The following is a 14,511-nucleotide window of genomic DNA, read 5'->3' on the forward strand; positions in this document are numbered from 1 at the left end:
GAGGGGACCGACACCGTGCCAGAGCTGTACAAGACCAAGGCCGAGTTCTTCCGGATGCTCGGCCACCCCATCCGCATCCGCGTCCTGGAGCTGCTCCAGGACGGGCCGACCCCCGTGCGCGACCTGCTCGCCGCACTCGACATAGAGCCCTCCAGCCTCTCCCAGCAGCTCGCCGTCCTGCGCCGCTCGGGCATCGTGACGGCCACCAGGCAGGGATCCACGGTGATGTACGCGCTGGCGGGCGGGGACGTCGCGGACCTCCTGCGGGCGGCCCGGCGGATCCTCACCGAGCTGCTGTCCGACCAGGGGGTGCTGCTCGCGGAGCTGCGGGCGACCTCGGAGCAGGCGGGCCACGGCCCGTAGGCCCGGCGGGGCGGGCAGCCGGGGGATGCGGCGGGAGTCACGGAGGGGATCACTGGTGTGTGACATTTCACACGTCATGCTACTGGTCGGAGGGCTCCCTCCGGCGCAACCATCGGCCCGTGACCACCACCGACCCCTTCCTCGCCCTCAGTGCCCGCACCGGCCGGTTCGGCTACGGCTCCCCCCGCGCCGTCACCCTCGCCGAGGACGGCACCCGCCTGCTGTACCTGCGTTCCACCGGCCCCGAGGACCCGGTCGAACGCCTCTGGCTGCTCGACCTGACCACCCGCCACGAGCGGCTGGTCGCCGACCCCATGGTCCTCGCCCCCGGGCGCACCGGCGCACCCGCGGACCTGCCCGTGCTCGAACGCCGGCTGCGTGAGCGGATCCGGCTCCGGGCCCCCGGCATCGGCTCCTTCGCCGCCACCGCCGACTGCTCCGTCGCCGTCCTCGCCCTGGACGGCCGGCTCCTCCGGGTCGACACCGCGACCGGCCACGCCACCGAACTGCCCACCGCCGGGCCCGCGTTCGACCCCCGCCCGGACCCGGCCGGCCACCGCACCGCGTACGTCGCGGACGGCGCCCTGCACCTCACCCCCGCGCCGGCCCTGCACCCGGGCGGCGCGCTGAGCCCCGCCGACGGCGCCGTCTGGGGCGTCGCCGAGTTCGCCGCCGCGGAGGAGCTCGGCCGCTCCCGGGGCCACTGGTGGCGCCCTGACGGCGCCGCCGTCCTGACCACCCGGATCGACGAATCCGCCCTGCCGCAACGCCACTTCGCCGACCCGGCGGACCCCGCGCGGCCGGCCGAGTCCTTCGCCTACCCGCAGGCCGGCGGCCCCAACGCCGACCTCCAGCTCTGGGTGCTCGCACTCGACGGCCACAAGGTCCGCATCGACTGGGACACCGCCGCCTTCCCGTACCTGTGCGCGGCGGGCTGGGAGGGCAACGGCGAGATCCTGCTCACCGTCGCCGACCGCCTCCAGCAGCACGTACTGCTGCTCAGCGCCGACCCCGCCACCGGCACCACCCGCGAACTCTCGCGCACCGTCGACGAGTTCTGGGTCGACGATCTGCCCGGCACCCCCGCCAGGCTCACCGGCGGGCGGCTGCTCACCGCCCATGACACCCCCGGGGCCCGCGGCCTCGCCCTGGACGGCAAGCCGCTGGACACCTCCGGCCTGCAGATCCGCCGGGTCGTCGGGCGGCTGCGCGGGCGACTGCTGGTGGAGAGCGGCGAGGGCGACCCCGCCGACCAGCACGTCCACCTGATCGACCCGGAGGGCGGCGCCCCCGAGCGGCTCAGCGACGGCCCCGGCGTCCACAGTGCGCTCGCCGCCGGTGACACCCTGCTGCTCAGCTCGGCCGGCCCGGACGGTGTCCGCCGCCAACTGCACTTCCGGGATACCCGGTTCGCCCTCACCGACCTGGCCGCCGCACTGCCGTACCGGGTCGCCCCGCAGCTCGCCAAGGTCACCGAGCACGGCCTGCCGACCGCCGTGGTGTACCCGCGCGGCCACCTGGCCGGGCAGCGCCTGCCGGTGCTGCTGGACGTCTACGGCGGGCCCGGGTACCAGGCGGTCGCGAACGAACCTCGGCGCTGGCAGCTCCGCCAGTGGTGGGCCGACCAGGGCTTCGCCGTCATCACCACCGACAACCGGGGCACGCCCTTCGTCTCCCCCGCGTTCAGCCGGGCGATCTTCCGGCGCTTCTCCCGGGTCGCGCTCGACGACCAGGTCGCGGCCCTGCACGCGCTCGCCGAGCGCCACCGCGACCTGGACCTCGCCCGGGTCGGCGTACGCGGCTGGTCCTACGGCGGCTACCTCGCCGCACTCGCCGTGCTGCGCCGCCCCGACGTCTTCCACGCCGCCTGCGCGGGCGCCCCGCCGACCGACTTCCGCTGCTACGACACCGCCTACACCGAGCGCTACCTCGGCCTGCCGCAGGACAATCCCGCCGGCTACGCCGCCGACGACCTCATCCCCGACGCGCCCTCGCTCAGCCGCCCGCTGCTGCTGATCCACGGCCTCGCGGACGACAACGTCCACCCCTCGCACACCCTCCGGCTCTCCCGGGCCCTCACCCTGGCCGGCCGCCCGCACAGCGTCCTGCCGCTGCCGGGCGTCACCCACATGACCCCGGACGGCATCAACGAGCGCATCACCGAGGCCGAACTCGCCTTCCTGCGCGCCGCCCTGAGCTGACGGCGCCCTGCCGCCGGAGCGGCCCCGCACCGGCGGCCGCACACCGACCGGGCGCAGTGGGAAGTCGGTCGGCCCGACTTCCCACTGCGCCGAGCCGCGTACCGGGCCCGCAGGACGTCCGGGAGCCGCCCAGGATGACCGCCGCCGACCCGCCGCCGGAGGGCGACCGCGCGCCGCCGGAGGGCGAACAGCCCGACGCCGGACGGGAGTCGACCGCAAGCCGATCACGACCCGAGCCTTCCGTGTGACCCATGACATGTGAAATATTACCTGCGCTCACCCGACCACCCCCGTCCGGAAAGGACCGGTCAGTTGCGCAGACTGTCCGCGGTACTCGCGGCGGCGCTCACCACGAGCGCGATAGCGGCCACCCTCCTCGGCACGCCCGCCCAGGCCGCACCCCCTCTCCCCCAGGTCAGCACCGCCGCGCAGGGCGCCGAAGGCGTCAGCGAAGGCCGGGAGGCCCCGCCCCAGCCGCCGGCGCCGCAGGAGCGCGAGCGGCAGGCGCTGCGCAGCAAGGCGCTGGAGCAGCTCAACCAGGGCGCCGTCGCCAGGACTTCGGACGGCCGCGCGCCGGCCAAGGTCAAGATCGGCAACGACTACGTCCAGCTGGCCCAGCAGCGTCACGACAAGGTGTTCGTGATCCTCGCCCAGTTCGGCGACGAGGTCGACAACTCCACGCTGTACAACGGGCAGGTGCGCTACGGCGGCACCCCCGGCCCGCAGCACAACCGGATCCCGCAGCCGGACCGCAGCGACACCCACACCTTCTGGAAGAGCGACTTCAGCCGCGACTACTACCAGCAGATGTTCTTCGACGGCTCCCCCGGCGCCAACTCGATGCGCAACTACTACCGCACCCAGTCCTCGGGCCGGTACGACCTCGACGGCACCGTCAGCGACTGGGTGACCGTGCCGTACAACGAGGCCCGCTACGGCAGCAACAAGGGCCCGCAGGGCAACGGCGCGTGGACCCAGGCGCAGGAGTTCGTCCGGGACGCGGTCAAGGCCTGGTACGACGGCGAGGTCGCCAAGGGCCGCAGCGCCGCGGACGTCCGGGCCGAGCTGGCCCAGTACGACGTCTACGACCGCTACGACCACGACAAGGACGGAAACTTCGAGCAGCCCGACGGCTACCTCGACAACGTCATCGTGGTGCACGCCGGCGTCGACGAGACCTGGGGCGGCGGCCAGCAGGGCGCGGACGCCCTGTGGGCGCACCGCAGTTGGACCTTCCCCGACCCGGCCGGCCGCACCGGCCCGGACGGCAACAGGATCGGCGGCGCACCGGTCGGCGACTCGGGCCTGTACGTCTACGACTACGTCCAGGCGGGCGAGAACAGCGGAGTGGGCCTGTTCTCGCACGAGTTCGGCCACAACCTCGGCCTGCCGGACCTCTACTCCACCAACGGCGGCGACAACGCCGTCAACTTCTGGTCGCTGATGTCCTCGGCCTCGTACCTGGGCAAGGGGAAGAACACCACCGGCGAGTACCCGGGCGATCTGGACGCCTGGTCCAAGCTGCAGTTCGGCTGGCTGAACTACGACGAGGCGCAGGCCGCCACCAGGTCCAGCCACGCGCTCGGGGTCAGCGGCTACAACACCGACCAGGCGCAGGCCGTCCTGGTGCACCTGCCGCCGTCCCGGACCACCACCACGCTGGCCGAGCCGTACCAGGGCGGCGCGCAGTGGTGGAGCGACACCGGCGACAACATGGACGCCTCGCTGAGCCGCACCCTCGACCTGACCGGGCGCACCGCCTCGGCCGCGCTGGACGCCGCCGCCTGGTACGACATCGAGCAGGACTACGACTTCCTCTCGGTGGACGCCTCCGCCGACGGCGGCAAGACCTGGAAGCCGCTGCACGGCACGGTGAACGGCGCGCCGATCGGTGACACTCCCGCCCTCACCCCCGGGCTGAGCGGGACGTCGGCCGGCTGGGCGCAGCTGCACATCCCGCTGGACGCCTACCTCGGGCAGCGGGTCCAGGTGCGCTTCCACGTCACCTCGGACGGCAACACCCACGGCAAGGGCGCGCTGGTCGACGCCGTGCGGATCAGCGCCGACGGGGTGCAGCTGGTCGACGACGGGGCGGAGAACGGCCCCGGGGACTGGGCCAGTACCGGGTTCACCGTCATCAAGGGCCGGGACGCCGTCAAGGACCACCCGCGCGCGTACCTGGTGGAGAACCGCCGCTACGTCGGCTACGGCGCGTTCCTGAAGACCGGCCCGTACAACTTCGGGTACTCCGGGATCGTCGGCAAGGCCAACATCATCGACACCTACCCGTACCAGGAGGGTGTGCTGGTCTGGCTCTGGGACACCGCCTACGCCGACAACAACACCCGTGACCATCTCGGCGGCGGCCTGATCCTGCCGGTCGACGCACACCCGCAGTCGATCCGCTTCCAGGGCGGCGCGCTCGTCAACGCCCGGGCGCAGAGCTACGACGCGCCGTTCTCGCTGAAGCCCACCACGGCGTTCACCCTGCACAGCGTCGGTGTGGCGACCAGGTTCGCGGCCGAACCGGCCGTGCCGGTGTTCAACGACCGGACGGGGGTCTACGCCGACCCGGCCAACCCCGAGCTCGGGGTGAAGGTCCCGGACACCAACACCAGGATCGAGGTCGTCCGCGAGACCCGCGGCGGCCAGCTGACCACCGTCAAGGTCGGTCCGGCATCCTGAGCGTCATGATCTGGCCCAGGGCCACCGAGCCCCGGCCCCGCCACCGGGGGGCCGGGGCTCCGGCGCGTGTGCCGGCTTCCGGGCGCCACCTCGCCGGGTTGCACGAAGCCACCCACACGACGATGTGACGCCGGGTCGGCAATGCTTCCAGCCCGCCGACGCGACCGTCGGCCCATCGCCGTTCCGTGACCGATCCGGCACACAACGTCGATGCTCGGGGTGGGGCCCGGGCCCGCGCCGGCCGCCTTCGGCGGCTGCCCGGCTGCGGGTCAGTAGCCCCGGGCGGCCGCTCCGCCGGCGAGCAGGGCGAAGGCCCGCTCGGCTTCGGCCACCGCCCGGGGGTAGGTCTGCTCGGCGCTCTGGCCGGCCGCCAGCCGGACCCAGTTGGCCTGGGTGAGGATCTGCCGCGCGGCGACGTACTGGGCGGCCACCAGCCGGGGCGTCATGGTGTCCGCCGCGGCGCCCTCCGGCCCCTCCACCGCCTCGGTCAGCGCCTGCGCCAGCGCCTCGGTGTCGGCGGCGACGAAGTCCCGCAGGTGGGAGCTGAGGCTCGGGGTCTCGAAGACCAGCCGGTGGAAGGCCACGACCTCGGGCTCGTCGCACAGGCCGGTCGCCGGGTCCCGGTGCTCCAGCCGGTCCAGGAAGTGGTGGCGCAGCGCCTGGAGCGGCGACTGCCCGGCCGGGCGCGCGCCGACCACCCGCGCGGCCTCGCCGCGGTGGTCGGCGATGCGGTGCAGGACCAGCGCCTCCTTGCTGGCGAAGTAGCGGAACAGAGTCGGCTTGGAGACCTCGGCCGCGGCGGCGATCTGCGCGACCGAGACCTGGTCGAAGCCGTGGGCGAGGAACAGGGTGATAGCCGCGTCGGCGAGGGCCTGGCGCGTGCGCTCCTTCTTCAGGGTCCGCAGACCTCCGGGCTCACTCATACACCGATCCTAACCCAGGAACTTTCGTTACTCGGTTGCATTCATTACCAGGTTGCTGTTTCATGGTCTCAAGACCTGAGAGAGAGGCACGACCATGGCATCCGTACTGATCGTCGGCGCCGGCCCGACCGGACTCACCCTCGCCTGCACGCTCGCCCGCCAGGGCACCGCCGTCCGGATCATCGACCGGTCGGCCGAGCCCCACCGGATCTCGCGCGGCAAGGGCCTCAACCCGCGGAGCCTGGAGGTGCTGGCCGACCTCGGGCTCGCCGAGCGCCTGGCCGGGGCCGGCCGCACCGACCTGGTGTTCCGCAAGTACTTCGCCGGGGAGCACATCAGCGACAGCGATCCCTTCGCCGACGTTCTCGCCACCCCCGACGTCCCGTACCCGCGCTCGCTCACGGTGCCGCAGTGGCGGGTCGAGGAGCTGCTGCGCGAGCGGCTGGCCGAGTTCGGCGTCCGGGTCGAGTACGGCGCGGAGTTCGCCGCGCTCACCCAGGACGAGCAGGGCGTCACCGTCACGCTGGCCGACGGCGGGCGGATCGAGGCCGGTTACCTGGTCGGGTGCGACGGCGCCGGCAGCCGGATCCGCAAGCAGCTCGGCGTGGCCTTCGAGGGGACGACCGACCCGGAGCAGGTGATGTTCTGCGGGGACGTGGAGGTGGATGGCGAACTCGACCCCACGCTCTGGCATCAGTGGTTCGACACCGACGGCGCCGTGCTGCTCTGCCCCTTCGAGGGGTCACCCGTCTGGCAGATCCAGGCCACCCCGGAGTTCGCTGCGGACGGCACGATGCTGGAGCCCACACTGGAGGGCTTCCAGCGGCTGTTCGACAAGTACGCCCGGGTGCCCGGGATCAGGCTGCGCAACGCGACCTGGCTCTCCACCTGGCGGGCCAACATCCGGATAGCCGACCGCTACCGGGTCGGCCGGGTGTTCCTCGCCGGGGACGCCGCCCATGTGCACCCCTTCGCGGGCGGGCTGGGCATGAACACCGGCATCCAGGACGCCTGGAACCTCGGCTGGAAGCTCGCGCTGGTGCTGGCCGGCCGGGCCGCGCCCGGGCTGCTCGACAGCTACCAGGAGGAACGGCTGCCCATCGCCGCCTGGACGCTGGACTTCAGCAGCAGCGCGCTCGCCAGGGTGATGGCGGCCGTCAGCGTGCCGGGCGTCGGGGTGGAGTCGATCGCCACGCCGGACACCCGGGGGCTCGGCATCGGCTACCCGTGGAGCCGGCTGGCGGCGGACGGCTCCTTCGACGGCGGGCCGCGCCCGGGTGAGCGCGCACCCGACGCGCCCTGCCACGACGCCGACGGCAGGCCCGTCCGGCTCTTCGAGCGGTTCGCCGGCGACCACTTCACGCTGCTCGGCTTCGGCGCCGCCACCCTGCCGGCGCTCGCCGGGCTGAGCGCGGCGGACGCCGGAGGTCCGGCGCTGCGCCCGGTGGCCGTGGACGCCGCCGGCCCCGGCGGGCTCGGCGACACCGGCGGGCTGAGCGACACCGGCGGCCACGCCCGGCGCGCGTACGGGATCACCGGCGACGCGCTGGTGCTCGTCCGCCCGGACAACCACATCGCGCTCAGCGTGCCGCCCGAGGCCGGGCAGCTGGTCCGCGACTACCTCGCCCGGCTCGGTGAGCAGCGCCCGCAGCCGTGACCGGACCGGGCAGGCCGGGCAGGCAGGCAGGACATGTCGGATCCGGCGGACATGGCAGAGCCCGTACGGGCCGGCCGCGGAAGCGGTCAGGACGGCCGGCCCGTACGGGAGTCGGGGGAGGAGGCGGGAGGAGGCGGGTGGTGGTGCCCGGCCGGGCGCGGCCCTCGTGAGGTTCCCCGCCGCGCCCGACCGGAGTCGGGTGCTACCTGCGCAGCGGGCCCTCGCAGGTGTAGTCGGCGGTGCCGGCCCGGCCGGAGGGCCAGACGTCGACCTTGCCGAACGTGCAGTTCATGTCGTTGAGGTTGTTGGCGATGTCCTTGGTCCGGGTCAGGATGAAGTAGTCGACCGTGTCGGACATGTCCTTGAACACCCGGTCCGGGCTGCCGGAGTCGGCCAGGTTGGCGGTGATCCGGCCGGTGCAGACGAAGCGCATCGGCTTGTTGGCCCAGTCCCCGTTGTCCTTGCAGGACGGCGTGATCTGGGTCGCCTTGGCGAAGGCGGCCTGCACCTCGGACGGGTAGGCGTAGTCGAGGTAGCCGTTGGGCGTGAAGCTGGTGCTGGGCACGTACAGGTTGGCGACGTTGCGGATCTGGGCGTCCAGGAAGGCGCCGTACTCGGCCTGGAGCGCGCCGTCCGAGCCGACCCGGCTGCGCCAGGCGTCGAAGCCGGCCGGATCGTCGGCGCGCTGGTAGCCGTACATCTCGCGGATCAGCGAGGGGTGCCTCTGCCAGAGGAACTCGAAGAACGTGCCCGCGTAGTTGTAGAAGTGGAACGCCGGGGTGTCGTCGTACCGGGCATGGATCAGCTGGTCGATCGTCATCCGGGGGATGCCGTTGGCCTCGTCCTGGGCGAGCTTGTTCACCAGTGACCTGCGCACCAGGATGCCCTGGTCGCGGGTCGCGCCGTCGAAGAACTCGGCGGTGCCCTCGTCCATCGCGGTGGTCCTGTCGCCGGCGTACCAGCGCGGGTCGCCGAAGTAACCCGGCGTCGCCCAGCGGCCGTTGAGGTAGTGGGTGTACTCGTGCCGGAAGAGCTCCTCCAGCGTGAGGGTGGAGTCCTGCGGCACCCGGCGCTGGTAGGTGTAGAAGGTGGCGCCCTTCTCGATGTAGATGCCGCCGTTGTTGGTGGAGTAGCCGGTGAGCAGCGGGTGGTACACCTCGTAGTCCGCGCGCGAGGCGTAGAGGTGGATGTGCAGCGTGCTGTTGGTGTCGCCGGCCAGCGGGACGTCGGTGCCCAGCACCCGGAAGAACTGGCTCTTCACCTGCTTGCTGGCGTAGTACATCTGGTCGACGGTCGCCTTGTCGAGGGCGGTGCGGACCTCGATCGCGCCGTTGTCGTAGCGGTAGGTGTTCGGGAAGAGCTTGGCCTCGATCTGGTCGGTGCAGACGCCGTACTGGGCGCAGCTGCCGTACGTGTTGGCCCAGCCGACCACCTTCACCCAGGGCGCGGAGTACTCGCCGAAGGTGCTCGCGGTGATCCTCAGCAGGTCGCCGAGCTCGGCGACGATGCCGGACTTCAGCGCGGGTATCTGGCCGAAGCGGCCGTACTCGGCCACCGCGTCGCGGGCCACCCAGGCGTTCTTGGTGCCCTTGAGGTGCCCGTAGCCGGCGAAGGCCCGGAACGAGGCGCGGTAGTCGGCGGAGGCGGCGACGGCGGCCGTGAACGCCGGGTCCTGGTTGTAGATTCCGAGGTAGTTGACGTTGAGCGCGGCCAGCGCGGCATTGCCCCACTGGGCGCTGTCGCCGAGGGTGGTGCCCGGGGCGAGCTTGGCGAGGATCCTCCGGACCAGCGGGAGGTTGTTCTGGCGCAGGCCGGTGCTCCCCGAGGTGATGGTCATCTCGCGCATCACCGCGCCGGCGCGCTCGGTGGTGTCGAACGCGTGCGGGGAGGCCGCGTACGCGTCGATCGCCTGCTGGATGGCGGCCAGCGTCGGGGCGTCGGTGACGTCGATCTCGGTGTGGTTGAAGTCGAAGTAGACGGTGGCGTGCAGGAACGTCCACAGCTCGTAGAGGTGCGAGGCGCCGGTGCCGTCGTCGGCGGCGGCGAGCCGGCTGATCCGGTTGGCGACGGCCTGGACGTGGGCGTCGTCCATGGTGGTGGCGTAGCGGGCGTCCCAGGTCCAGAGGAACTTCAGGCAGCCGTCGGCGCTGACCGCCGGATCGGTGAGGAAGGTGACCAGCTGGGCGGGGCTCAGTGCGGTCATGCCGTCCACCGTGCAGGGCACGCCGGCGGCGGGGGCGGCGGGGGCCTGCGTCGTGCCGGCCGTCGCGCCGGCGGCGGGGGCGGGCGCGCCGACGCGCTCGGGCAGCAGACCCGGGATCAGGGAGGCGCCGAGCGAACCGCCGCCGGGGGCGGGGGCGGCGGTGCCGGTCCGCGCGGCGGCGTCGCCCAGGTGGTCGACCTCGTCGTAGCCGGTCGCGCTGGGGGCGTCGGCGGTGAAGGCGGGGCCGGCGGCCGGGGCGGTCACCGGGGCTGCCGGGGCCGTCGGGGCCCCGGTCGAGAACGCGTTGGCGGTCTCGATGGCGGGCAGCGTGAGGGTCGCCGCGAGGGTGGCGGCGAGCAGAACCCGACGCGCGGTGCGGGGAGTTGACACCTGTGCTCCAGATGGGGTGGAGGAGTGGGGGTGGGCGGAGCTGGTGGTGCGTTGGTGCGGACGGGCACGCCCGTCGGGCACGCCCGGGGCTGTACCGCCGTCTGTGGGGGTCAGGCTTCGGGGAAGTGGCAGGCCGCCTCGCGGGTGCCTGGGCCGGCGATCCGCAGCAGCGGCTGCTCGCTGCGGCAGATCTCCTGCGCCCTGGGGCAGCGCGGGTGGAAGGTGCAGCCGGTGGGCGGGTTGGCGGGGCTGGGCGGATCGCCCGGCAGGACGATCCGTTCCCGGGCCCGCTCGGCGGCCGGGTCGGGCAGCGGTACGGCGGAGAGCAGCGCCTTGGTGTACGGGTGGGCGGGGTTGCCGTAGACCTCGTGCTTGTCACCGATCTCGACGATCCGGCCGAGGTACATCACCGCGACCCGGTCGCAGACCCGTTTGACCACCGAGAGGTCATGGGCGATGAAGATGTACGCCAGGCCGAGTTCGTCCTGGAGCCGCTCCATCAGGTTGACCACCTGGGCCTGGATGGAGACGTCCAGCGCGGAGACCGGCTCGTCCGCGACGACCAGGCGCGGGGAGGTGGCCAGCGAGCGGGCGATGCCGATCCGCTGGGCCTGGCCGCCGGAGAACTCGTGCGGGTAGCGGTCCAGGTGTTCGGGGATGAGGCCGACCAGCTCCATCAGTTCGGCGGCCCGCTGGCGGGCCTCGGCGGCGCTGCTGCCCTGGACGAGCAGCGGCTCGGAGACGATCCGGGCGACGGTCTGGCGGGGGTTCAGCGAGGAGTGCGGGTCCTGGAAGACCATCTGGAGGTGCCGGCGGTGCGGGCGCAGCTGGGTGGGGTTCAGCCGGCCGATCTCGGTGCCGTCGAAGGTGATGGTGCCGTCGGTGGGCTCCAGCAGCCGCACGATCATCCGGCCGGTGGTGGACTTGCCGCAGCCGGACTCACCGACCAGCCCGAGGGTCTCCCCGGGGGCGACGTCGAAGCTGACGCCGTCCACGGCCCGGATCGGGCTGCCGGCCCGGCCGGTGCGTCCGCGTTTGCCGGGGAAGGTCTTGACCAGGTCCCGGACGGACAGCAGGGTGCTCACGAGAGGGCTCCTTCCGGGACGAGCGGCAGGTGGCAGGCCGCCAGGTGGCCCGGGCCGAGCGGGCCGAAGCCGGGGCGCTCGGCCAGGCAGCGGGCGTGCTGGTCCTGGCTCGCGCCGGTGGTGCGGGTGCAGCGCGGGGCGAAGGAGCAGCCGGGGGCGGGGGCGATCAGGGACGGCGGGCTGCCGGGGATGGCCCGCAGCGGGGCCTGGTCGGTGTCGTCGAGCCGGGGCAGGGAGTCCAGCAGGCCGCGGGTGTAGGGGTGCGCGGGCCGGCCGAACAGCCGGTCCACGTCGGCCTGTTCGGCGGCCCGGCCGCCGTACATCACCAGCACCTCGTGGGCGACCCGGGCGACCACGCCCAGATCGTGGGTGATCATGATGACGCCCAGGCCGCGGTCCTGCTGGATCCGGGCGATCAGGTCGAGGATCTGCGCCTGGACGGTGACGTCGAGGGCGGTGGTGGGCTCGTCGGCGATCAGCAGGTCCGGCTCGCAGGCCAGCGCCATCGCGATCATCACGCGCTGGCGCATGCCGCCGGAGAACTGGTGCGGGTACTCCGCGACCCGCCGGGCCGGCTCGGGGATGCCGACCTCGCCGAGCATCTCGACGGCCCGCTGCCGGGCGGCCTTGCGGGAGGCCCGGAAGTGCACCCGGTAGTGCTCGGCGATCTGCTCGCCGACGGTGTAGAAGGGGTGCAGGCTGGAGAGCGGGTCCTGGAAGATCATCGCGATCCGCCGGCCGCGTACGGCGCCCAGCCGCCGTTCGGACAGCCCGGTCAGCTCCTGGCCGGACAGCTTGACCGACCCGGTGACGGCGGCGCCGCGGTGCAGACCCATCAGGGCCAGCGAGGTGACGGACTTCCCGGAGCCGGACTCGCCGACCAGGCCGAGCGTGCGGCCCGCCTCGACGGTGAAGCCCAGGCCGTCCACCGCCCGGACCACGCCGCGCGGGGTGTCGAAGGAGACCTTGAGGTCGCGGACCTCCAGCAGGGGGCTGCTGCTCATGGGTCAGTACCTCACTCTCGGGTCGACGTACGCGTACAGCAGGTCGACCAGCAGGTTCGCCACGACGATGAAGAAGGCCGCGAGCAGGGTGACGCCGAGGATGACCGGCTGGTCGGAGCGGACCAGGGCGTCGTAGAAGAGCCGTCCGACGCCGGGCAGTCCGAAGATGGACTCGGTGATGACCGCGCCGGCCAGCAGGCCGCCGAGGTCGATCCCGAAGATGGTCAGGATCGGCGTCATCCCGGAGCGCAGCCCGTGCTTGACGGTGACCGTCCTGGCCGGCAGCCCCTTGGCGCGGGCGGTTCGGATGTACGGCTCCGCCATCGTCTCGATCATCGAGTTGCGGCTCTGCCGGGCGTACATCGCCGCGTAGAGCAGCGCCAGTGCCAGCCACGGCAGCAGCAGGTTGGACGCCCAGCCGGCCGGGTCGTCGGTGAACTCGGTGTACGCCGGGTAGGGCAGCAGCCCGGCGGTTCTGACCACGCCCCAGATCAGCATGATCGAGGTGAAGTAGACCGGCAGCGAGGCGGTGGCGACGGAGACCACCATCAGCGACCGGTCCGTCAGGCTGCCCTTGCGCAGCGCGGAGACGACGCCGGCGCTCAGGCCCAGCAACAGCCACAGCACGGCCGCGCCGAGGGCGAGCGAGACGGAGACCGGCAGGCGGTCGGCGAGCAGCGTCCAGACCGGCATCGAGTACTCGTAGGAGTAGCCGAGGCAGGGGAAGGCGCAGTGCAGGGTGCCGGTGCCGCTGCCGTACTCGCGGCCGGCGAAGATGCCGACCAGGTAGTCGGTGAACTGCCGCCAGACCGGCTGGTCCAGGCCCATCGCCGTCCGGACCTCGGCCAGCCGTTCGGGGCTGCAGGTCTTGCCGCAGGCGGCGCCGGCGGGGTCGTTGGGCAGCAGGTAGAAGATGGTGAAGGTGATGGCGCAGATGGCGAGCAGGATGCCGGCCACGCCGAGCAGCCTCCGGCCGAGGTAGAGGATCACGACCGGCCTCCCCGGGGGTCGAGGATGTCGCGCAGGGTGTCGCCGAGCAGGGTGAAGGCGAGCACCGCGAGGAACAGGAAGAGCGTGGGGATCAGGAAGTACGCCGGGTCGGTCTCGTAGAAGTTGATGCTCTCGGCGATCATCTGGCCCCAGGAGGGGGTCGGCGGGCGGACGCCCACGCCGAGGTAGCTGAGCGCGGCCTCGGTGCTGATCATGCCGGGGATCAGCAGGGTGGTGTACGCGATGACCGGACCGGAGACGTTGGGCAGGATCTCCCTGCTGAGGATCCGCCACGGGCGGGCGCCGCCGACCTTCGCCGCCTCGACGTACTCGCGGTGCTTGAGCGAGAGCGTCTGGCCGCGCACCACCCGGGCGATGCCGGGCCAGGTGAACAGGCCGATCACGGCGGTCATCAGCAGCACCCGGTTGACGTCCCTGGCCACCGACATCATCGAGATCATGAAGATCAGTGAGGGGAAGGACATCGTCAGGTCCATGATCCGGGAGAGCAGGGCGTCCACCCGGCCGCCGAAGTAGCCCGCCGCGATGCCCGCCAGGGTGCCGGTGACCACCACCGCGGCGGTGGCGGCGAAGGCGATCAGCAGCGAGACCTGCCCGCCGTGCAGGACCCGGGCGAAGAGGTCCCGGCCGGTGACCGGCTCGACGCCGAACCAGTGGTCGGGGCCGATCCCGCCGGCGGCGCCGATCGGCGTACCGCCCAGGTAGGGGTCGATGGCGCTCTTGTCGAACTCCTCGGGAGTCCAGCCCTCCAGGGCGCTCAGCGGGGTGGCGAGGGCGGCCAGCAGGACCAGCAGGGCGACCATCGCCAGGCCGAACCGGGCCGATCCCTTGGCCCGGAGCTGGTCCCAGACCAGCCGCCAGGGGCCGCGGCCGGCCCGGCCGGGCCCGGTGGCCGGCCCGGTGGCGGGCTCGGGACCCGGGGCCGGGGCCGCGCCGCCGCGCGAGGCGGGGCCCGAAGCCACGGATTCAGTGGATGGAGTCATCGGTGA

General features: G+C 72.9%; 10 protein-coding genes. 4 read left to right on the forward strand and 6 right to left on the reverse strand.

Translation table 11 applies throughout. The features are described from left to right. The first annotated feature begins 15 nt into the window (after nucleotides 1-15). From ACIBH3_RS19830 to ACIBH3_RS19840, 3 genes are all read left to right on the forward strand, one after another. Nucleotides 16-363: an ArsR/SmtB family transcription factor gene (locus ACIBH3_RS19830; protein WP_396313304.1), complete on the forward strand. Its 348-nt coding sequence runs from the start codon at nucleotides 16-18 to the stop codon at nucleotides 361-363. Between the two features lie 119 nt (nucleotides 364-482). Continuing rightward, nucleotides 483-2,564, forward strand: a complete 2,082-nt coding sequence (locus tag ACIBH3_RS19835) for a prolyl oligopeptidase family serine peptidase (RefSeq protein WP_396313305.1) — start codon at nucleotides 483-485, stop codon at nucleotides 2,562-2,564. Between the two features lie 312 nt (nucleotides 2,565-2,876). Further along, nucleotides 2,877-5,249 (forward strand): immune inhibitor A domain-containing protein, encoded by a 2,373-nt coding sequence (locus ACIBH3_RS19840; protein WP_396313306.1) that lies wholly within the window; start codon nucleotides 2,877-2,879, stop codon nucleotides 5,247-5,249. Nucleotides 5,250-5,518: 269 nt separating this feature from the next. Here ACIBH3_RS19840 and ACIBH3_RS19845 read toward each other — a convergent pair whose 3' ends face one another. Beyond that, on the reverse strand, nucleotides 5,519-6,172 hold the full coding sequence (locus ACIBH3_RS19845) for a TetR/AcrR family transcriptional regulator (RefSeq protein WP_396313307.1): 654 nt from the start codon (nucleotides 6,170-6,172) through the stop codon (nucleotides 5,519-5,521). A 94-nt stretch (nucleotides 6,173-6,266) separates the two neighbouring features. Here ACIBH3_RS19845 and ACIBH3_RS19850 point away from each other — a divergent pair, with 94 nt between their 5' ends. Beyond that, nucleotides 6,267-7,829: an FAD-dependent monooxygenase gene (locus ACIBH3_RS19850; protein WP_396313308.1), complete on the forward strand. Its 1,563-nt coding sequence runs from the start codon at nucleotides 6,267-6,269 to the stop codon at nucleotides 7,827-7,829. 202 nt (nucleotides 7,830-8,031) lie between these two features. Here ACIBH3_RS19850 and ACIBH3_RS19855 read toward each other — a convergent pair whose 3' ends face one another. The 5 genes from ACIBH3_RS19855 to ACIBH3_RS19875 all read right to left on the reverse strand — a co-directional run bounded on the left by ACIBH3_RS19855 (nucleotide 8,032) and on the right by ACIBH3_RS19875 (nucleotide 14,484). Beyond that, nucleotides 8,032-10,422: a collagenase gene (locus ACIBH3_RS19855; RefSeq protein WP_396313309.1), complete on the reverse strand. Its 2,391-nt coding sequence runs from the start codon at nucleotides 10,420-10,422 to the stop codon at nucleotides 8,032-8,034. A gap of 110 nt (nucleotides 10,423-10,532) precedes the next feature. Then, nucleotides 10,533-11,543 carry an ABC transporter ATP-binding protein gene (locus tag ACIBH3_RS19860; RefSeq protein ID WP_396313414.1) on the reverse strand — a complete coding sequence of 337 codons (1,011 nt, stop codon included), beginning with the start codon at nucleotides 11,541-11,543 and terminating at the stop codon, nucleotides 10,533-10,535. Further along, a complete protein-coding gene (locus ACIBH3_RS19865) occupies nucleotides 11,504-12,511 on the reverse strand; it encodes an ABC transporter ATP-binding protein (protein WP_396313310.1) in 1,008 nt (335 codons plus the stop codon). Before ACIBH3_RS19865 ends, ACIBH3_RS19860 begins: the two co-directional genes overlap by 40 nt. A 3-nt stretch (nucleotides 12,512-12,514) precedes the next feature. After that, nucleotides 12,515-13,501 carry an ABC transporter permease gene (locus ACIBH3_RS19870; RefSeq protein WP_396313311.1) on the reverse strand — a complete coding sequence of 329 codons (987 nt, stop codon included), beginning with the start codon at nucleotides 13,499-13,501 and terminating at the stop codon, nucleotides 12,515-12,517. Beyond that, nucleotides 13,498-14,484 carry an ABC transporter permease gene (locus ACIBH3_RS19875; protein ID WP_396313312.1) on the reverse strand — a complete coding sequence of 329 codons (987 nt, stop codon included), beginning with the start codon at nucleotides 14,482-14,484 and terminating at the stop codon, nucleotides 13,498-13,500. Before ACIBH3_RS19875 ends, ACIBH3_RS19870 begins: the two co-directional genes overlap by 4 nt. Nucleotides 14,485-14,511: the final 27 nt, after the last annotated feature.

Source organism: Kitasatospora sp. NPDC050543, assembly GCF_044457565.1.
Classification (GTDB): domain Bacteria; phylum Actinomycetota; class Actinomycetes; order Streptomycetales; family Streptomycetaceae; genus Kitasatospora.

Bases quoted from the DNA above. Each gene is read 5' to 3' on its own strand.
- ACIBH3_RS19865 (WP_396313310.1), bottom strand. From the start codon at position 12,511: ATGAGCAGCAGCCCCCTGCTGGAGGTCCGCGACCTCAAGGTCTCCTTC.
- ACIBH3_RS19850 (WP_396313308.1), top strand. From the start codon at position 6,267: ATGGCATCCGTACTGATCGTCGGCGCCGGCCCGACCGGACTCACCCTC.
- ACIBH3_RS19845 (WP_396313307.1), bottom strand. From the start codon at position 6,172: ATGAGTGAGCCCGGAGGTCTGCGGACCCTGAAGAAGGAGCGCACGCGC.